We start from the raw sequence: 18,919 nt of genomic DNA, 5'->3' as shown, positions 1-18,919 counted from the left end.
GCCCATGGCCGAACCCATCGCCGCCGCCACCGTCGCCAACCTCCGCGACCTGGGCGGGACCCCACTGTCCGGCGGCCGGCGGGTGCGCCCGGGGCTCGTGTTCCGCTCGGGGCAGCTCGACCGGCTCGACCCGACGGCGGACCCGAGGTTCGCGGCGCTCGGCATCCGCACGATCCTGGACCTGCGTACGGACGCCGAGCGTGCCGCCCATCCCGACCTGGCCCCGGAGGGAGTGCGTCTGGTGACGGCCGACGCGCTCGCCGACAAGCTGGCCGAGGCGGGGGTCGCCCCGGCGGCGGCCCAGCTCAAGGAGATCCTCACCGACCCGGTGCGCGCGGAGCGGGAGCTGGGCGGCGGCAAGGCGCAGGCGCGCTTCGCGGACACCTACCGGGCGCTGGTCTCCACCGGCTCGGCGCAGGCCGCGTACCACACGCTGCTGCTCGAACTGGCGGAGCCGGACGCGGGCCCGCTGCTGTTCCACTGCACCGCGGGCAAGGACCGCACGGGATGGGGCGCGACCGTGCTCCTCGCGCTGCTCGGCGCGGACGACGCCACGGTCGAGGCCGAGTACCTGTCGGTGAACGCGGCGGTGCGGGCGGCGTTCGCCCCGCTCGTCCAGGGGTTCACGGCGCAGGGCGGCGACCCGGAGGTGGCGCTCTGCGTGATCGGGGTCGTGCCCGGCTATCTGCGGGCCGCGCGGGACGAGGTGACGGCCAGGTACGGGGACATGGAGGCGTACGTGCGTAACGGGCTCGGGGTGTCCGACGAGACGGTGGCGGCGCTCAGGAAGCGTCTGACGACCACCGGCTGAACTCCGGCCGCGGGCGGCGGGGACCGCGGTGACCATCCCACGATTCGCTCGTTCTGCTGAACGTGCAGTCAAAGGTGCAGCAATCCAGTCCCCCGCCCGCCGGCGGCACCGACGTCATCGACGTGGAGCAGGCCGAGGCGGCCCTGGTCGAGCACTACCCCCGCCTCGTCCGGCTCGCCTATCTGGTGCTGCCGCCGGGCCTCGGCCGCAACCGCCGCGTGCTGACCGCCCACTCCCTCACCCAGCGGGCGCTGCCGCGCGGCCGGACAGCGACCGCGCCCCCGGCGCTCCCGGCCCAGCGGGGCACCGCACCGCGCACCGGCGACCCCGGGTACGCCTACGTGCGCCTGCGGGTGTTGCGCGGCGCTCTCGACGCGGGGCTCCCGCTGCGCCGCGCGGCCTGGCCGAAGCGGGCCCAACTGCCGCCGCTGCTGCCGCAGGTGTGGGGGCTGCGCCTGTTCCCCAAGTCCGGCGGCGCCGACGAACTCGCCTTGGACCAGCGGCTGTCCGCGCTCAGCGGCCCGGCCCGCGCCGCGTACGTGCTGCGCGGCCTCGAACACCTCGACGACGCCGCCGTGCGCACCGTCCTGACGGCGGCGGGCCGCACGGCCGAGGACGTGGTGACGGCGCTGCGCGAGGCGGACGCGGTCGAGGGCGGGTCCGCGCTGCTGGCGTCCCCGGAGTTCGACCCCTGCTCCCTGCACGCGCGCCCCACCGATCTGATGCGCCGCCGCCAGCACGCCAAGGCAGCCCTCGCGGCCCTCGCGGCGCTCCTGGTGTGCGGCGCGCTGCTGGGCCTGCCCGGCGAGGGGTGGAGCCCGGACGGCGCGGCGGCGCCCCCGTACGCGAAGAACCCGGCCGGCCAAGCCGCCCTCGACCCGGGCAAGTTGACGCGGGTGGCGCCCGGGGCGTGGCAGGCGTCGGCCCGCACCGACTTCTCCGTGTGGCCCGCGCGCGGCTCCCTCACCGGCGACTCGGCGCTGCTGCGCCGCGCCCTCGCCGTGTGGGCGCGCCCGGGCGAGACCGTCCAGGTCTCGGCGACCCCCGGCACCCCGGCGGGCGCCCCGCCGGGACCCGCGCAACTGCTCTACGCGGGCGAGTTCGACCAGGCGCGCGTCGTGCTGTTCTACGACGGTCTGCGCATCGTCCGTTACGCCGAACCGGAGCGGGGCACGAGCGGCGCCGCCCTCGACTTCGCCCGGGTCGACGGAGCGGACGCCCCGCAGGCCGGCGCGGTCGTCGTCGACCGCGTCGACGGCAACGTCCGCTATCTGACCGCCCCCTGGGTGACCGGCGCGGCCGTCCGTGACCTGCTGGCGCCGGACGGCGCCGCCCAGCGCCTGACCCGTACGAAGGACGGCGTGACGTCCCCCTTCCCGAGCCCGGCCGTCGCCCCGACCGACCGGCCCTGCACCTCGTGGAACGCGCTGGCCCTGACCGACGCGACCGGCACCCGCTACGCCACCGACCTCGGCGAGCTCGTGCCCGCGCACCTCACGTCCGGCTCCCCGCAGGCGCCGCACGAGGCCCGGCCCGCCGACTGGGCGCCCCTCGCCTGCTCCCTCGGCGCGGCCCGCTCGCACGGGGTGCGCTCCGTCAACTCCTGGACGTACGCGCGCCAGGCGCTGCCCGAGGGGAACGGGACGGCGGAGTGGGTGTGCACCCGCGCCGAGACCTGGCGGGGCGGTGGCCCCCGCACGCTGGCGCTGTTCCGCGCGCCGGGCGCGGGCGCGGCGGTCCTCGCCGCGAAGTCACAGACCTCGGCCGCGTGCGGTGAGCGGGCGCCCGTGGTGCTGGCCGGGGTGCGCTGGAAGTCACGGGGCGGCACCTGGTACCTGATCGCCGGGGGCAGCAAGCAGGTCAGCTCCGTCACCGCGGCCGGGTCCACCAGGGCGGGGAACCTGCTGGCCGTGCGGGTGGCGCGGGGCACGCAGGTGCGGCTGACGGGCGTCACGGCGGGCGGCGCCACGGTGTCGCCGCTGCGGTAGGGAGTGGTGCGCAAGTCCGGCCCAGGGGGTGTACCAGCGGGGCTACCCATCAGTACATTGACGCCATGTCTTATAAGCGCGTCCCGTTGAAGGCACGCCAGGTCTCCTTCGCCTGGGACCGGACCCCCCTGCACTGGCTCCCGGGCGACCCCTTCGCCACGCACACCATCAACGTCCTGCATCTGCTGCTGCCCGCGGGCGAGCGCTGGTTCGTGCACGTCTACAAGCAGGTCCTGCCCCTCATCAGGGACGACCGGCTGCGCGCCGACGTCATCGGGTTCATCGGCCAGGAGGCCATGCACGCCCAGGCCCACGACGAGGTCCTGCCGCATCTGAAGGAGCTGGGGCTCGACCCGACGCCGTACACGGCCCAGGTCGACTGGTTCTTCGAGAAGCTGCTCGGGGACCGGACGCTGCCGCCGGGCAAGGCGCGCCGGTGGTGGCTGATGGAGCGGGTCGCACTGATCGCGGCGATCGAGCACTACACCGCGTTCCTGGGCAACTGGGTGCTGAACGCGGACGAACTCGACCGGCGCGGCGCCGACCCGACCATGCTCGACCTGCTGCGCTGGCACGGCGCCGAGGAGGTCGAGCACCGGTCCGTGGCCTTCGAACTCTTCCAGCACCTCGACGGCGGCTACCGGCGCCGGGTGCGCACCTGGGCGACCGCGTTCACGGCGCTGGTCTTCCTGTGGCAGCGCGGCTCGCGCTTCTTCATGGCGAACGATCCGACGCTGCTCGACGGCAAGGCCACCTTCAAGGACTTCCACCGGGGCGGCAAGCAGGGCGTGCTGCCGTCGACCGGGGCGATGGTGCGGTCCATCCCGCGCTATCTGAGCCGGAGTTACCACCCCGAGCAGGAGGGCGACACCGCGCAGGCCGTCGCCTACCTCGCCTCCTCGCCCGCCGCGACCGCCGCCGAGGCCCGCACGGGAGCCGGCCGATGAACCGCACACCGCTCGGCAGGGCCGCCCTCGTCGCCGGTGCCGCGCTCGTCGTGCGCCGCGCGCTGCGCCGCCGCATCCGTAGGTCGCCGCTGTGGCCGCTGCCCGCCCTGGAGGAGCCGGTCTCGGGGCGCCCCCGGGCCCGCGCCCTGCGCCTGCTGGTCACCGGACGCGAGGAGATAGCCGACGGGGTCGTCCAACTCCGCCTGGAGGGCAGTGCGTTGCCCGCCTGGGAGCCTGGCGCCCACCTCGATCTCGTCCTGCCCTCCGGCCTCGTACGGCAGTACTCGCTGTGCGGCGACCCCGAGGACACCTCCTCGTACACCATCGCCACCCGGCTGATCCCGGCGGAGCGGGGCGGGCGCGGCGGATCGCGCGAGGTGCACGAGCGGGTGCGGGTGGGTGCGGAGGTCGAGGTGCGCGGGCCGCGCAACCGGTTCCCGCTCGACGCGGACGCACCGGCCCATCTCTTCGTCGTGGGCGGCATCGGCATCACCCCCGTCCTGCCGATGCTGCGGGCCCTGGAGGCGCGCGGCGCCGACTGGCGGCTGCTCTACGGGGGCCGCACGCGGGCCTCGATGCCGTACCTGGAGGAGGTCCTGAAGCTCGGCGACCGGGCGGGCCGGGTGACCGTCGCCGCCGAGGACACGGACGGGCGGCCCGGCATCGCCGCCGCGCTCGGGGCGTGCGCGCCCGGCACGGCCGTGTACTGCTGCGGGCCCGAGGGGCTGCTGGCGGCGGTGCGGAAGGCGCTGCCCGACCACTGCGACCTGCACCTGGAGCGGTTCGCACCGCGCGGGGCGGGCGCCGGGGACGAGCCGTTCGAGGTCGAGCTGCGGCGCAGCGGCACGGTCCTCGACGTACCGGCCGACAGCACGGTCCTGGCGGCGGTCCGCGAAAAGGTGCCGCACGTCGCGTACTCCTGCGAGCAGGGTTTCTGCGGGACGTGCCGACAGCGGGTCCTGGAGGGCGAGATCGATCACCGCGACGAGTTGCTCACCGATGCCGAGCGCGACGACTCGATGCTCATCTGTGTCTCGCGGGCGCGCGGTGAGCGCCTGGTCCTGGACCTGTAGAGCCTGTCCGGTGCGCCGTTTCCGCTCGGTAGAGTGTTCGGTATGACAACCGGGGTGCGGCGCAGGATGGGTGTCGAGGAGCGGCGGCAGCAGTTGATCGGGGTCGCCCTCGAACTGTTCAGCCACCGCTCCCCCGACGAGGTCTCCATCGACGAGATAGCGGCCGCGGCGGGCATCTCGCGACCGCTGGTCTACCACTACTTCCCCGGCAAACTCAGCCTGTACGAGGCCGCGTTGAAGCGGGCCGCGGAGGACCTGGCGGGCCGGTTCGAGGAGCCGAGCGACGGGGCGCTCGGGGTGCGCCTGCTGCGGGTGATGGGCCGGTTCCTCGACTTCGTGGACGAGCACGGGCCGGGCTTCTCGGCGCTGATGCGCGGCGGCCCCGCGGTCTCGGCGGGCGCGGCCTGCTCGATGCAGACGGCGTCGGCGACGAACGCGCTCATCGACTCGGTCCGGCAGGCCGCGTACGTCCAGATCCTCGCGCACCTGGACGTGGCGGCGCCGTCCCCGCGCCTGGAGCTGGTGGTGCGCTCGTGGATCTCGCTGGCCGAGTCGACGGCGCTGCTCTGGCTGGACGGGCGGCGCATCCCGCGCGAGGAACTCCAGCTCCAACTGGTCCACGACTTCGCGGCGCTCGCCGCGGTCAGCGCCGCCCACGACACGGAGATGGCGGAGCTGCTGCGCCGCATCCTCGGTGCCGAGCCGGCCGACGGCCCGTTCAGGGACCTGGTCGACCGACTCGCGACGCTGGCCCCCTAGCCGCGCGCCGAGCGGTACGCGGGCTGCAAGTCCCTTACCTCGACCGAGAGGTGGGCCCCTTCGGGCTCCTTGATGTGTGCGGGCAGGAGCGCGAGGACGGCATCGACGAGGGCCGTCTTGGCTTCCTCGGTGCGTCCGGCGAGCAGGGCGATCTCGACGTGCACCAGGGCCGCCGCCTCCGCGCCGTCCCCCACGATCGTCTCCTCGGCGCGCCGGAACCGCGTCTTGCAGGCCGGGATCCGCGCGGCGACCGTGTCGACGCAGGCTCGGTGGACGGCGTCCGCGAGTCCTGGCCGGTCGAGGCGGCCGTCGAGGTCCGCGGAGTGGTCGACGGTGATCTGAGGCATGGGTGCTCCGTGAGTGAGGCGTCCTGCGGTGCTGTCACCGATCACCTTCGCGGTGATCCGGTGGCCGCACAACTCTCGTCCCGCGGAGCGGACACCGGTCGCCGCGCGGACTCGGCGACGGTCACGGGGAGACGTCGGGGCTGAGCCGCAGGGCCAGGACGGCGATGTCGTCGGCGCGGTCGGCGCCGAAGCAGGACAGGAGGGTGTCGCACAGCGCGTCGGGCGCCGCGGGGGCCTCGGTCGCGGCGGCTCCGAGCTGTGCCATGGAGACGGAGAGGTCCGTGCCGCGGGTCTCGATGAGGCCGTCGGTGACCATGAGGAGCCGCTCGCCGGGGGCCAGCTCGACCTGGGTGGGTTCGGGGTGGGGCAGACCGAGGCCGAGCAGCGGGCCCGCCGCGTCGACGTAGTGGGCGGCGCCCTCGTGGGGCACGCGCAGCGGCGGGATGTGTCCCGCGTTCGCGACGGAGGCGCGGCCGGTCACCGGGTCGACGAGGGCCAGACAGAGGGTGGCCGAACTCTCGGGGTGGTAGTGCTGGAACATCCGGTCGAGCCGGGTCACGAGCCGCCCCGGGTGCGGGTCCTCCAGGCTGTAGGCGCGCAGCGCGTGCCGGATCTCGACCATGACGGTGGCCGCGTCGAGCGAGTGTCCGACGACGTCCCCGATGCCGACGAGGACCCCGGCGGGGGTGGGCAGCGCCGCGTAGAAGTCACCCCCTATCTCCGTCTGGCGGCTGGCGGGTACGTAGCGGAAGGCGACGTCGACGCCGGGCAGCCGGGGCAGGTGGGCGGGCAGGAAGCTACGTTGCAGGGTGAGGGCGACGTGGCGCTCGCGCTCGTACATGAGGAGGGGTTCGGCGGCGAGGGCGGTGGCGCGGGCCAACTGCGCGACGAGCGGCCCGATCCGTCCGGCCGGGTCCGGGGCGACGGGGGTGGCCAGGCAGACGGGGAGGTGGCGGCTGCGGGTGCGGGCGAGCACGAGCCGGACGTCGCCGGGTCCGAAGTAGGCGTCGGGCCACATGGAGCGGGGCACGATGGTGCTGCGCGCCCCGCCGGGGGCGCACACCACGCGGCGGGCGATCGCCGCGGCCTGTTCGCGTGCGACGGCGTCGGGTGCGGCGGCCCACGCGCCGCGCCGGGACAGACCGGCGTGCACGTCCCCGTCGTCGCCGAGGACGAAGACGGCGGCGCTCTGCCGGGTGAGCCGGGCCGTCGCCTCGGCGGCGGTGGTGGCCAGCTCGACGAGGCAGCGCGCGCCCTGCACGTCCACGACCGTCTCGGAGAGCAGCGCGAGCCGGTCGAACTGGGCTTGCGCGTCGGTCAGTTCGCGGGCGCCGCGCAGGGCGGCCCGGACCACGGCGCGGATCTCCTCCGGTTCGGCGGGCACCGTCAGATACGCCTCGCCGCCCGCGTCGAGCGCGCGGCAGCGGTCGCCGGGGCCCGAGGGCCGGGCGGAGAAGTGGACGACGGGGATCCCGGCGAGCAGGGGCAGCGCCTTGACGCGGCGGCACAGTTCGAACCCGCTGAGGTCGGGCAGGCCCACGTCGACCAGCGCGACGTCGGGCAGGGCCCCGGTCCGCAGGCGGGTGTCGAGCTCGATCAGCGCCTCGCCCGCGGAGGCGACGGGGACGACGACGTGCCCGGCCCGGCTCAGGACGGCGCCCATGGCGTAGCGGTTGGCGGGGGTGTCGTCGACCACGAGGACCGTACTGCCGTCGTCGGACCTGGACTGCTGGGCGATGGCGTTCACGAGGCGGCCCCCTCGGGGCGGAGCGGGACGGGCCCCTTGGCCCACTGCTCCAAGCTACCGCCGCGCGGGCCCGGTGGGGCTTTTGTCGGCGCAGCTTCACCGTTCCGGGTGGCTCCCGTCCAACGCCATGGACCCACAGGGCACTTCCGCTCCACGCCCACTCGGTGTGCAATACGGCATGTGACCGGTAAGGTCCCGTCCCGTGACCGCACGTCTTGCCGACATAGCAGCTCAAGCGGGGGTCAGCGAAGCGACCGTCAGCCGCGTGCTCAACGGCAAGCCCGGGGTCGCCGCCGCCACCCGTCAGTCCGTGCTCGCCGCTCTCGACGTGCTCGGGTACGAACGGCCGGTGCGGCTGCGCCGCCACAGCGCGGGCCTGGTCGGTCTGATCACGCCCGAACTGGAGAACCCGATCTTCCCGGCGCTCGCGCAGGTCGTCGTGCAGGCGCTGACCCGCCAGGGGTACACGCCGGTCCTCGCCACGCAGACGCCCGGCGGCTCCACCGAGGACGAACTGACGGAGATGCTCGTCGACCGCGGGGTCAGCGGCATCATCTACGTCTCGGGGCTGCACGCCGACACCACGGCCGACACCCGGCGCTACGAGCGGCTGCGCGGCCAGGGTGTCCCGTTCGTGCTCGTCGACGGTTTCTCGCCGGCGATCGCGGCGCCCTTCATCTCGCCCGACGACCGGGCCGCGGCCCGGCTCGCGGTGACGCACCTGGCCTCGCTCGGCCACACCCGGATCGGCCTGGCGCTCGGCCCGCGCCGCTTCGTGCCCGTGCAGCGCAAGATCGAGGGTTTCGTCCGCACGATGAAGGAGCTGCTGGCGCTCGACCCGGACGCGGTCGAGCACGAGCTGGTCCAGCACTCCCTGTACACGCTGGAGGGCGGTCAGGCCGCGGCGGCGGCGCTCCTGGACCGCGGCTGCACGGCGGTGATCTGCGCGAGCGACATGATGGCGCTGGGCGCGATCCGGGCGGTGCGGGAGCGGGGGCTCGACGTACCGGCGGACGTCTCCGTGGTCGGTTTCGACGATTCGCCGCTCATCGCGTTCACCGATCCGCCCCTGACCACGATCCGCAAGCCCGTGCACGCCATGGGCCAGGCGGCCGTCAACACGTTGCTGGAGGAAGTCGGTGGTACGCCCGCGCCGCAGAGTGAGTTCGTGTTCATGCCCGAGCTGGTCGTCAGGGGGTCGACCGCCTCGTGTCCCGGGGTCGGCCCTCGTCCTTGAGGCGTAGAGGATGCGGTGGGAACCCGACCGAGGGATGATCGGACGCAGGGCCGATATCTGGCAGACTCTGTGCCTATGGGTGAAACGACCGTGACGACACTGGAAGGCCGACAGGGCCCCACCACGTCACCCATCGCGGAGGATCGCGACGGGCGGCGGGAGCACGGTGTGTCAGGGTTCGTGCACCGTCTGCGCACCCCGCGCCGACCCCGCCTCTGGTTCGAGATCCTTCTGATCGCTGTGAGTTACTGGACCTACTCCCTGATCCGCAACGCGGTTCCGGAGCAGCGGGCCGAGGCACTGCGCAACGCGGACTGGATCTGGAGCGCCGAGCGGCATCTCGGCATCGCCGTCGAGCACAGCGTCAACTCGGCCGTGAACTCGGTCGGTTGGCTCATCGTCGGCATGAACTACTACTACGCGACACTGCACTTCGTGGTCACGCTCGGTGTGCTGGTGTGGCTGTTCCGTTGCCATCCGGGCCGCTACGCGGCGACCCGTCTCGTCCTCTTCGCGACCACCGCCGTCGCGCTGGTCGGCTACTACTTCTACCCGCTGGCGCCGCCGCGCCTGATGAGCGGCGGCCACTTCATCGACACGGTCGCCGTGCACCAGACGTGGGGCTCGATGGCCTCCGGCAACCTGAAGAACATGTCGAACCAGTACGCGGCGATGCCGTCGATGCACATCGGCTGGTCGCTGTGGTGCGGTCTGACGATCTTCGCCCTCGCGTCGGTGCCGTGGGTGCGGGTGCTCGGCCTGCTCTACCCGGCGCTGACCCTCCTCGTCATCGTCTCCACCGCCAACCACTTCTGGCTGGACGCGGTCGGCGGCATGCTGTGCCTGGCGTTCGGCTTCCTGGTGGCGCGGCTCTGGTACGGGGCGCTGCCGTACGCGCTGCCGCGGTCGGTGGCGGCGCCCCCGCTCGCCTGCGCACCGTAGCGGTCACGCCCCGTAGAAGCGCTCCTCCATCACGGCCCTGGCCCGCCGTGTGGTGCGGCGGTAGTCGTCCAGCATGTCGCCGACGTGCCCGGGGTCGTACCCGAGGTAGCGGCCCACGGCGGCGAGCTCGCGCCCGTCGGAGGGGAAGGTGTCCCCGGCCCGGCCGCGCACCAGCATCACGGCGTTGCGCACGCGGGTCGCCAGGACCCACGCCTCGTCGAGGATCGCCGTGTCCCGCGCCGGCAGCAGGCCCGCCGCGCAGGCGGCGGCCAGGGCCTGGCGGGTGCGGGTGGTGCGCAGCGCGGGTTCGGCCCCGCCGTGCTGGAGCTGGAGAAGCTGGACGGTCCACTCGACGTCGGAGAGGCCGCCGCGGCCGAGCTTCGTGTGCAGGGTGGGGTCGGCGCCGCGGGGCAGCCGCTCCGTCTCCATCCGGGCCTTGAGCCTGCGGATCTCGCGCACGGCGTCGTCGCCGAGCCCGTCGGCGGGGTAGCGCAGCGGGTCGATCAGGTCGAGGAAGGCGGCGCCGAGATCGGCGTCGCCCGCGACGTACTCGGCCCGCAGCAGGGCCTGCGACTCCCAGACCAGGGACCAGCGGCGGTAGTACGCCTCGTAGGACTTGAGGGTGCGCACGAGCGGGCCCGACTTGCCCTCGGGGCGCAGGTCCGCGTCGATGAGCAGCGGCGGGTCGGCGCTGGGCAGGGCGAGCAGTCGGCGCATCTCGGCGACGACCTTGTTGGCGGCCTGGGCGGCCTCGTGGTCGTCGGCCCCGTCGCGCGGCTCGTACACGAACAGTACGTCGGCGTCGGAGCCGTAGCTGAGTTCGTGGCCGCCGAAGCGGCCCATGCCGATCACCGCGAACCGGGCGGGGAGCGTGTCGCCCCAGGCGTCCCGGACGACCGCGCGCAGCGTCCCGGCGAGCGTCGCCGCCGTCAGCTCGGAGACCGCGGAGCCGACCCGGTCGACGAGCGCGCCCTGGTCGCCGACGGCCGGGCTCTCCTCGGTGCCGTAGGAGGCGATGATGTCGGCGGCGGTGGTGCGGAACAGTTCGCGCCTTCGCACCCCGCGGGCCGCGGCCACCGCCTGCTCGGCGCCGTCGGCCCGGCCGACCGCGGCCAGTACCTCCTGCTCCAGTTGCGCGTGGCCGCGCGGGTCGAGGCCGTGCGGATCGCCGAGCAGGGCGACCGCTTCCGGGGCGCGCATCAGCAGGTCGGGGGCGAGGCGGCCGGCGGACAGGACGCGGGCCAGGTTCTCCGCGGCGGCGCCCTCGTCGCGCAGCAGCCGCAGGTACCAGGGCGTCTTGCCGAGGGCGTCGGAGACCTTGCGGAAGCCGAGGAGGCCCGCGTCGGGGTCGGCGGAGTCGGCGAACCAGCCGAGCAGCACCGGGAGCAGGGTCCGCTGGATCGCCGACTTGCGGGAGACGCCCGAGGCGAGGGCCTCCAGGTGGCGCAGGGCCGAGCTGGGGTCGGCGTAGCCGAGGGCGACGAGCCTCTCCCGGGCGGCCTCGGTACTCAACCTGGTCTCGCCGGGGGCGAGTTGAGCGACGGCGTCGAGGAGCGGGCGGTAGAAGAGTTTCTCGTGCAGGCGGCGGACGACGGAGGTGTGCCGCTTCCAGGCGCGGCTCAGGTCGGTCAGCGGTTCGGTCCGCATGCCCATGGAGCGGCCGATGCGGCGCAGGTCGGCGTCGTCCTCGGGGACGAGGTGGGTGCGGCGCAACTTGTAGAGCTGGATGCGGTGTTCGAGGGTGCGCAGGAAGCGGTACGCGTCGTCGAGCTGCGCGGCGTCGACCCGGCCCACGTAGCCGCGGTCGGCGAGGGCGGCGAGGGCGTCGAGGGTGGTGCCGCTGCGCAGCGACGCGTCGGCGCGTCCGTGCACCAACTGGAGGAGCTGGACGGCGAACTCGACGTCGCGCAGACCGCCGGGGCCGAGCTTCAGCTCGCGCTCGACCTCGCCCGCCGGGATGCCCGCGATGACCCGCTTGCGCATCTTCTGCACGTCGGCCACGAAGTTCTCGCGCTCGGCGGCCTGCCACACCATCGGGGAGACGGCCGCCACGTAGGCCGCGCCGAGTTCGAGGTCGCCGGCGACGGGGCGGGCCTTGAGCAGTGCCTGGAACTCCCAGGTCTTGGCCCAGCGCTGGTAGTAGGCGATGTGGGAGGAGAGGGTGCGCACGAGCGGGCCGTTGCGCCCTTCCGGGCGCAGGTTGGCGTCGACCGGCCAGATGGTGCCCTCGACGGTGGTCTCGGAGCAGATCCGCATCATGTGGGAGGCGAGCCGGGTCGCGGCGCGGACCGCCCCGCCCTCGTCGGCGCCGTCGGTGCCGTCGGTGCGCTCCGCGCTCTGCGCGGACTCGGCGACGAAGATGACGTCGACGTCGGAGACGTAGTTCAGCTCGTGGCCGCCGCACTTGCCCATCGCGATCACGGCGAGCCGGCACCGGGCCGCGTCGTCGGGCGCCGCCGCGCTCGCGATGGCGAGGGCGGCGCGCAGGGTCGCGGTGGCCAGGTCGGCCAGTTCGGCGGCGGTCTGCGCGATGTCGGTGGTGCCGCAGACGTCGCGGGCTGCGATGGAGAGCAGGCAGCGCCGGTAGGCGACGCGCAGCGCGTCGGGGTCGGTGGCGTCGGCCAGGCCCCGTTCGAACTCCTCGACGCCGGGGTGCAGGTCGCTGTGTTCGTAGGTGACGAGGGCCTGCCAGTCGGCCGGGTGGCGGGCGAGGTGGTCGGCGAGTGCCTCGGAGGCGCCGAGGACGGCGAGGAGGCGGTCGCGCAGCGGTTTGGCCGTGATGAGCGTGTCGAGGAGTGCGCGGCGGGCCGCGTCGCCGCCCTCCCTCTCCTGGGCCTCGACCAGCCTGACCAGGCCGAGCAGGGCCAGGTCGGGGTCGGCGGTGGCGCCGAGCGCGTCCAGGAGCAGCGGGTCGGAGCGCACCGAGGACAGGGCGGGGGCGTCGAGCAGTCGTTCGGCGCCGGACGGGTCGGTGAACCCGTGCCTCAGCAGCCGCGTGAAGGTACTGCTCCTGCGCCCCTGCGGCACCGACATCCCGTCCTCCTGTTCGATCACACGCTGGCCATGAGCGTACTGCCGTCGGCGCGGGGCCGATGCGCGGCGACCCGGTGCGAAGTGGCGCCGGGGGCGGGAGGATGCGGTACGCGCCCAGGCACTGCCCGGGCACTACGGAAGGACAGCTCATGGAGTGGACCCTCGAAGTGGTCGTCGTCCCCGTCTCCGACGTGGACCGTGCCAAGCACTTCTACGCGGACAAGGTGGGCTTCAAGGTCGACGTGGACACGCAGGTGGCGCCCGGCATCCGGATCGTGCAGCTCACGCCGCCCGGTTCGCGTTGTTCGATCACGCTGGCCGAGGGGCTGCCCGGTGCCCCCGGTCAGTCGCGGATGGAGCCGGGCTCGCTCACCGGTCTCCAGTTGTGTGTCACCGACATCGAGGCGGCCCACGAGGAGTTGGTGGCGCGCGGCGTCCAGGTGAGCGCGGTGCAGCACGCGAGCGCGCAGGGCTGGAACGACGGGCCGGGCGAGCCGTGGAACTCGTTCATGTTCTTCACGGACCCGGACGGCAACGGCTGGGCGGTGCAGGAGGCGCCGTCGCCGCTGTCCGAGCGCTGAGCGCCGGTCCGCGCGGCGTCCGGCTCCAGGCGTTCACCCACGCTTCACCTGTCAGCGCCCGACGCGTGACGCGGGGGCATTTTGGCGTGTGCATGCTCTGCCCGCACCGCCATGATCCGCTCCCCGCTTCGGAGGTCTCACGTGTCCGGCAGATCGCTCATCGGCCGCGCCCGCGGCAAGGCCCTCGCCTCGGCCCTCGCCCTGGCCACAGCCGTCACCGGCGGCTGGCTCGCCCTCACCGGCACCGCCCCCGCGCAGGCCGCCGCCACCGTGCCCACCCCGGACCACACGGTGGTCGTGGTCTTCGAGAACCACGCGTACAGCCAGGTCATCGGGGCGTCCGGCGCGCCGTACCTCAACAGCCTGCGCTCGGGCGGCGCCAACCTCACCGCCTCGTACGCCGAGACCCACCCCAGCCAGCCCAACTACTTCGCCCTGTTCTCCGGCTCCACGCAGGGCATCACCAGCGACAGTTGCTACACCCCCGGCTTCTCCTCCGCGCCCAACCTCGCCTCGGAGCTGATCGCCGCCGGCAAGACCTGGGGCAGCTACAACGAGGACCTGCCCAGCCAGGGCTCGACGACCTGCTCCTCCGGTGACTACGCGCGCAAGCACAACCCGTGGTTCGGCTTCGGCAACGTCCCCACGTCCTCGGCGAAGACCTTCGCCCAGTTCCCCTCGGACCACTCGACGCTCCCCGACGTCTCCTTCGTCGTCCCGGACCTGTGCAACGACATGCACGACTGCTCGGTCGCCACCGGTGACACCTGGCTGAAGAACAAGCTGGGCGCCTACGCCACCTGGGCCAAGACCCACAACAGCCTCCTCGTCGTCACCTTCGACGAGGACAACCGGCTCAGCGGCAACAAGATCCCCACGGTCTTCTACGGCCAGCACGTCACGCCCGGCTCGACGTCCTCGACGACGTACAACCACTACGACCTGCTGCGCACCCTGGAGGACATGCACGGGCTGCCGCACGCGGGCAACGCGGCGACCGCCAAGGACATCACCGGCATCTGGACCTCGTGACATGTACGTAGCGGACAGCCGCGCCGCCGCACCGGCGGCGCCGACGTCCGCGGAGCCCGCCGCCCGGCACCCGGCCGGGCGGCGGCGCGCCGTGGGCTCCACTGTGCTCGCGCTCGGCACGGTCAGTCTGATCACCGACGTGTCGTCCGAGATGGTCACCGCGGTGCTGCCGCTGTACCTCGTCGCGGGGCTCGGCCTCAGCCCGCTCGGCTTCGGCCTCCTGGACGGCGTGTACAACGGTTTCTCGGCGCTGGTCCGGCTGGCCGGCGGGCGCTTCGCGGACAGCGGCGCGGGCCGCCACAAGACGGTCGCGGTCCTCGGCTACGGCCTGTCCGCCCTGTGCAAACCGCTGCTCCTCCTCGCCTCCTCGCTCCCGCTGATCGGCGCCGTCCTCGCCGCGGACCGCACCGGCAAGGGCCTGCGCACGGCGCCCCGCGACGCCCTGATCTCCCTGTCGAGCGAACCGTCCGCGCGGGGGCGGGCCTTCGGTGTGCACCGGGCGATGGACACGGCGGGCGCGCTGCTGGGCCCCCTGGTCGCGTTCCTCGTCCTCCGCTCCACCGTGGACGGGTACGACGCCGTCTTCACCGTGAGCTTCTGCGTGGCCGTGCTGGGCGTCGTCGTCCTGGTGCTGTTCGTACCGGCGGCCCGCGGCCTCGCCCGGGACCCCGCGCCCCGGCCGCCTCGCTCCCTCGACCGGGCCCGCCTGGTCCGGCCCACGATCTGCGCGACACTCCTCGGCCTCGCCACCGTCAGCGACGCCTTCGTCTACCTCATCCTCCAGCGCCAACTCGGCGTGCCGGAAAGGTGGTTCGCCCTCCTCCCGCTCGGCACGGCCGCGGCTTTCCTGCTCCTCGCGGCGCCGCTCGGCCGGCTCTCCGACCGCGTCGGCGCCTGGCCGGTCTTCCTCGGCGGCCACGTCGCCCTGCTCACGGTGTACGCGCTCCTGCTCACCCACGCCCACAGCACGGTGCTGCCCTACGCCGTCCTGCTGCTCCACGGCACGTTCTACGCGGCGACCGACGGCGTCCTCATGGCGGCGGCCTCCGTCGATCTCCCCGAGGAACGGCGCTCGTCCGGTCTGGCGGTCGTCCAGACGGGGCAGGCGCTCGCCCGGTTCGGCTGCTCGCTCGGGTTCGGCGCCGCGTGGACGGCGTGGGGCGACCGCACGGCGCTGACGGTCGCGGCGACCCTGCTCGCGGTGTGCGGCGTCGTGTCGTACGCCCTGCGCCCGCGACCGCACCCCGACGACGAGAAGGAGACGGCGTGACGACCGGCATGTCCACGCGCGGCAAGCTGACGATCCTGACCGCGGCGGTGCTCGCCCTGGCCGCCGTGGCGACCGCCGCCGTCCTGCACGCCTCGGCCCGCGCCGACCGCAGGAACCAGGCCCGGCCGGGCGGCCCCGCCGTCACCGCGGGCGAGGTCCGCCTGACACCCCGCGGCCCCCACCTGGTCTTCCGCAACATGGCGTGGGGCCCGCACCGCGACGAGCTGGCCACGACGCCGGCAAGCGCTCCCGGCGGCCCGCGCACGGCGACCGCCACGGGGGTCAAGTGCCTGCGCTTCTACGCCAGTTCGGGCACCGGAATCTGCCTTCAGGCGGTCCACGGCACCCTCGCCGACACCTACCGGGCCACCGTCCTCGACGCCCGGCTGCACGAGAAGGCGCACTACCCGGTGCCGGGCATCCCCTCGCGGGCCAGGGTGTCGCCGAGCGGGCGGTACGCGGCGTGGACGGCGTTCGTCGGCGGCGACAGCTACGCCGGGACGAACTTCTCCACGCGGGCGGCGATCCTCGACACCGCCACCGGAAGGCTGACCCCGACCCTGGAGACGTACGACATCATCAAGGAAGGGCATCCGTACCGGGCGGCCGACGCCAACTTCTGGGGCGTCACCTTCGCCGCCGACGACCGGCACTTCTACGCGACGCTCGCCACGCACGGCAGCACCTACCTGGTCCGCGGCGACCTGCGCGCCCGCACGGTCACCACCCTCCACCGCAACGTCGAGTGCCCCTCCCTCTCCCCCGACGGCACCCGGATCGCGTACAAGAAACGCGTCCACGGCCTGCCCGCGGACGCGCCCTGGCGGCTGTACGTGCTGGACCTGGCCACGATGCGGGAGACCCCGCTGGCGGAGCCCCGCAGCGTCGACGACCAGGCGGTGTGGAGCGACGACCACCACCTGACGTACGCGCTGCCCGGCGACTACGGCGCCGACCTGTACACGGTTCCGGCCGACGGCACGGGCGCCCCGCGCGAACTCCTGACGGCCGCGGTGTCCCCCGCCTACCTTTGAACCATGGACATGACCCTGGAAGTGATCCCGCTGCCCGTCTCGGACATCGACCGTTCCAAGGACTTCTACGTCACCAAGGCCGGGTTCCGCTGCGACGTCGACCGGGAGCTGATGCCCGGCTCCCGCATCGTCCAACTGACCCCGCCCGGCTCGGGCTGCTCCATCATGCTCTCCGCGGGCGTCCCCATGCGGACGGGCACCCCCGCCCCCGGCACCTACCACGGCCTCCAGCTCGTGGTGAGCGACATCAAGGCCGCCCACGACGAACTGACCGACCGCGGCCTGGACGTCTCGGACCCGGTCAGCTTCGGCGAGGAGGACGGCGGCACCTTCATGTACTTCACGGACCCGGACGGCAACGGCTGGGCGATCCAGGAATACCGAAAGCGGGCGACAGTGCCGCTGCGGGACGCGTTGTAGGAGGCCTGGCGATCCGGGTCCGGCCGCACCTACGCGAACTGCAAGCCCGCGCCGCGACGCACCGAGAGGGCCCACAGTCATCGACCGTGGGCCCTCTCGTCGCATACGGCGAAACCCGCGCGAGCCCTGGCTACAGCACCGGCAGGTTCTTCCGCAGCTCGAACGCCGTGACCTCGGAGCGGTACTCCTCCCACTCCTGCTTCTTGTTGCGGAGGAAGAAGTCGTAGACGTGCTCGCCCAGGGTTTCCGCGACCAGTTCCGAGCGTTCCATCAGGGCGATGGCCTCGCCGAGGTTCTGCGGGAGGGGTTCGATGCCCATGGCGCGGCGTTCGGCGTCGGAGAGGGCCCAGACGTCGTCGTCGGCGCCCGGGGGGAGTTCGTAGCCCTCCTCGATGCCCTTGAGGCCGGCGGCGAGCAGGACCGCGTAGGTCAGGTACGGGTTGGCGCCGGAGTCGATCGAGCGGACCTCGACGCGGGCCGAGCCGGTCTTGCCGGGCTTGTACATGGGGACGCGGATGAGGGCCGAGCGGTTGTTGTGGCCCCAGCAGATGTACGAGGGGGCCTCGCCGCCCGCGCCTGCCGTGCGCTCGGAGCCGCCCCAGATGCGCTTGTAGGAGTTGACCCACTGGTTGGTGACCGCGGAGATCTCGGCGGCGTGGCGCAGCAGGCCCGCGATGAAGGAGCGGCCGACCTTGGAGAGCTGGTACTCGGCGCCCGACTCGTAGAACGCGTTCCGGTCGCCCTCGAAGAGGGAGAGGTGCGTGTGCATGCCCGAGCCCGGGTACTCCGAGAACGGCTTCGGCATGAAGGTCGCGTTGACCCCCTGTTCGAGCGCGACCTGCTTCATGACCAGGCGGAACGTCATGATGTTGTCGGCCGTGGAGAGCGCGTCGGCGTAGCGGAGGTCGATCTCCTGCTGGCCGGGGGCGCCCTCGTGGTGGCTGAACTCGACCGAGATGCCCATTGATTCGAGCATGGTGATCGCCTGGCGGCGGAAGTCCATGCCGACGTTCTGCGGGGTGTGGTCGAAGTAGCCCGAGTTGTCCGCCGGGGTGGGGCGTGAGCCGTCGAGCGGCTTGTCCTTGAGGAGGAAGAACTCGATCTCGGGGTGGGTGTAGAAGGTGAAGCCGAGGTCGGAGGTCTTGGCCAGGGCGCGCTTGAGGACGTATCGCGGGTCGGCGAAGGACGGGGAGCCGTCGGGCATCAGGATGTCGCAGAACATGCGGGCGGTGCCGGGGGCCTCCGCGCGCCAGGGCAGGACCTGGAACGTGCCCGGGTCCGGCTTGGCGATCATGTCCGACTCGTAGACGCGGGCGAAACCCTCGATGGCAGAGCCGTCGAAGCCGATTCCCTCGTCAAACGCCTGTTCCAGTTCGGCGGGGGCCACGGCCACCGACTTGAGGAAGCCCAGCACGTCCGTGAACCACAGGCGTACGAACCGGATGTCGCGCTCCTCCAGAGTCCGGAGCACGAATTCCTGCTGCTTGTCCATCTTCCGCTTCCACCCATCCTTGCTGGTCAGGCCGCCTGCTCCGGGGACGTCGAAGGGCCCGTTCCCATCCCACCACACGCCCGTTTCGTACGCGTTGCCGACCATGATCGTCCTTGATCGGCCGGTGTCGTGTTCATAGTGCCCGCTGCACCCCCCTGGGCCATAGTGCCTGCCGTACGCCCGGGCCGACGACAGCACCTCCCACG

General features: G+C 73.3%; 16 protein-coding genes. 12 read left to right on the top strand and 4 right to left on the bottom strand.

Translation table 11 applies throughout. From position 1 onward, the window contains the following. Positions 1-4: 4 nt before the first annotated feature. From ACIRF8_RS06305 to ACIRF8_RS06285, 5 genes are all read left to right on the top strand, one after another. Positions 5-811 carry a tyrosine-protein phosphatase gene (locus ACIRF8_RS06305; RefSeq protein ID WP_404211370.1) on the top strand — a complete coding sequence of 269 codons (807 nt, stop codon included), beginning with the start codon at positions 5-7 and terminating at the stop codon, positions 809-811. Positions 812-873: 62 nt separating this feature from the next. Then, positions 874-2,799, top strand: coding sequence for a hypothetical protein (locus ACIRF8_RS06300; RefSeq protein WP_404211368.1), 1,926 nt, complete (start codon positions 874-876; stop codon positions 2,797-2,799). Between the two features lie 65 nt (positions 2,800-2,864). Then, the gene (locus ACIRF8_RS06295; protein ID WP_404211366.1) at positions 2,865-3,746 is read left to right on the top strand and encodes a metal-dependent hydrolase; all 882 of its coding nucleotides are present in this window, start codon (positions 2,865-2,867) and stop codon (positions 3,744-3,746) included. Beyond that, positions 3,743-4,819: a PDR/VanB family oxidoreductase gene (locus tag ACIRF8_RS06290; protein WP_404211364.1), complete on the top strand. Its 1,077-nt coding sequence runs from the start codon at positions 3,743-3,745 to the stop codon at positions 4,817-4,819. Before ACIRF8_RS06295 ends, ACIRF8_RS06290 begins: the two co-directional genes overlap by 4 nt. A 42-nt stretch (positions 4,820-4,861) precedes the next feature. After that, positions 4,862-5,578 (top strand): TetR/AcrR family transcriptional regulator, encoded by a 717-nt coding sequence (locus ACIRF8_RS06285; RefSeq protein WP_404211362.1) that lies wholly within the window; start codon positions 4,862-4,864, stop codon positions 5,576-5,578. Here ACIRF8_RS06285 and ACIRF8_RS06280 read toward each other — a convergent pair. Both ACIRF8_RS06280 and ACIRF8_RS06275 read right to left on the bottom strand, forming a co-directional pair. Continuing rightward, complete coding sequence (locus ACIRF8_RS06280) at positions 5,575-5,925, bottom strand: 5-carboxymethyl-2-hydroxymuconate Delta-isomerase (protein WP_404211360.1); 351 nt, start codon at positions 5,923-5,925, stop codon at positions 5,575-5,577. The two genes, ACIRF8_RS06285 and ACIRF8_RS06280, sit on opposite strands and share 4 nt — an antisense overlap. Positions 5,926-6,046: 121 nt before the next feature. Beyond that, positions 6,047-7,672 carry a SpoIIE family protein phosphatase gene (locus ACIRF8_RS06275; RefSeq protein WP_404211357.1) on the bottom strand — a complete coding sequence of 542 codons (1,626 nt, stop codon included), beginning with the start codon at positions 7,670-7,672 and terminating at the stop codon, positions 6,047-6,049. A gap of 202 nt (positions 7,673-7,874) precedes the next feature. Between ACIRF8_RS06275 and ACIRF8_RS06270 the strand changes: the two genes are divergently transcribed. After that, on the top strand, positions 7,875-8,909 hold the full coding sequence (locus ACIRF8_RS06270) for a LacI family DNA-binding transcriptional regulator (protein ID WP_404211355.1): 1,035 nt from the start codon (positions 7,875-7,877) through the stop codon (positions 8,907-8,909). 75 nt (positions 8,910-8,984) lie between these two features. After that, positions 8,985-9,851, top strand: coding sequence for a phosphatase PAP2 family protein (locus tag ACIRF8_RS06265; RefSeq protein ID WP_404211353.1), 867 nt, complete (start codon positions 8,985-8,987; stop codon positions 9,849-9,851). A 3-nt stretch (positions 9,852-9,854) separates the two neighbouring features. Here the strand turns inward: ACIRF8_RS06265 and ACIRF8_RS06260 are convergent, their stop codons facing one another. Next, a complete protein-coding gene (locus tag ACIRF8_RS06260; RefSeq protein WP_404212315.1) occupies positions 9,855-12,884 on the bottom strand; it encodes a bifunctional [glutamine synthetase] adenylyltransferase/[glutamine synthetase]-adenylyl-L-tyrosine phosphorylase in 3,030 nt (1,009 codons plus the stop codon). A gap of 149 nt (positions 12,885-13,033) precedes the next feature. Between ACIRF8_RS06260 and ACIRF8_RS06255 the strand changes: the two genes are divergently transcribed. The 5 genes from ACIRF8_RS06255 (at position 13,034) to ACIRF8_RS06235 (ending at position 17,221) form a co-directional block, all read left to right on the top strand. Further along, positions 13,034-13,465, top strand: coding sequence for a VOC family protein (locus ACIRF8_RS06255; protein WP_404211351.1), 432 nt, complete (start codon positions 13,034-13,036; stop codon positions 13,463-13,465). 111 nt (positions 13,466-13,576) lie between these two features. Further along, positions 13,577-14,497 carry an alkaline phosphatase family protein gene (locus tag ACIRF8_RS06250; protein WP_404211349.1) on the top strand — a complete coding sequence of 307 codons (921 nt, stop codon included), beginning with the start codon at positions 13,577-13,579 and terminating at the stop codon, positions 14,495-14,497. Between the two features lies 1 nt (position 14,498). Then, complete coding sequence (locus ACIRF8_RS06245) at positions 14,499-15,767, top strand: MFS transporter (RefSeq protein ID WP_404211347.1); 1,269 nt, start codon at positions 14,499-14,501, stop codon at positions 15,765-15,767. 8 nt (positions 15,768-15,775) lie between these two features. After that, positions 15,776-16,801 carry a TolB family protein gene (locus ACIRF8_RS06240; protein ID WP_404212313.1) on the top strand — a complete coding sequence of 342 codons (1,026 nt, stop codon included), beginning with the start codon at positions 15,776-15,778 and terminating at the stop codon, positions 16,799-16,801. 3 nt (positions 16,802-16,804) lie between these two features. Then, positions 16,805-17,221 (top strand): VOC family protein, encoded by a 417-nt coding sequence (locus ACIRF8_RS06235; RefSeq protein ID WP_404211345.1) that lies wholly within the window; start codon positions 16,805-16,807, stop codon positions 17,219-17,221. 130 nt (positions 17,222-17,351) lie between these two features. Here ACIRF8_RS06235 and ACIRF8_RS06230 read toward each other — a convergent pair whose 3' ends face one another. Then, complete coding sequence (locus ACIRF8_RS06230; RefSeq protein ID WP_404211343.1) at positions 17,352-18,713, bottom strand: glutamine synthetase family protein; 1,362 nt, start codon at positions 18,711-18,713, stop codon at positions 17,352-17,354. Positions 18,714-18,919 lie beyond the last annotated feature (206 nt).

The organism is Streptomyces sp. NPDC102406, assembly GCF_044765725.1.
Taxonomy (GTDB): domain Bacteria; phylum Actinomycetota; class Actinomycetes; order Streptomycetales; family Streptomycetaceae; genus Streptomyces.
Note: the sequence above shows the minus strand (reverse complement) of the source record. Positions and strands in the feature narration are given on the sequence as shown.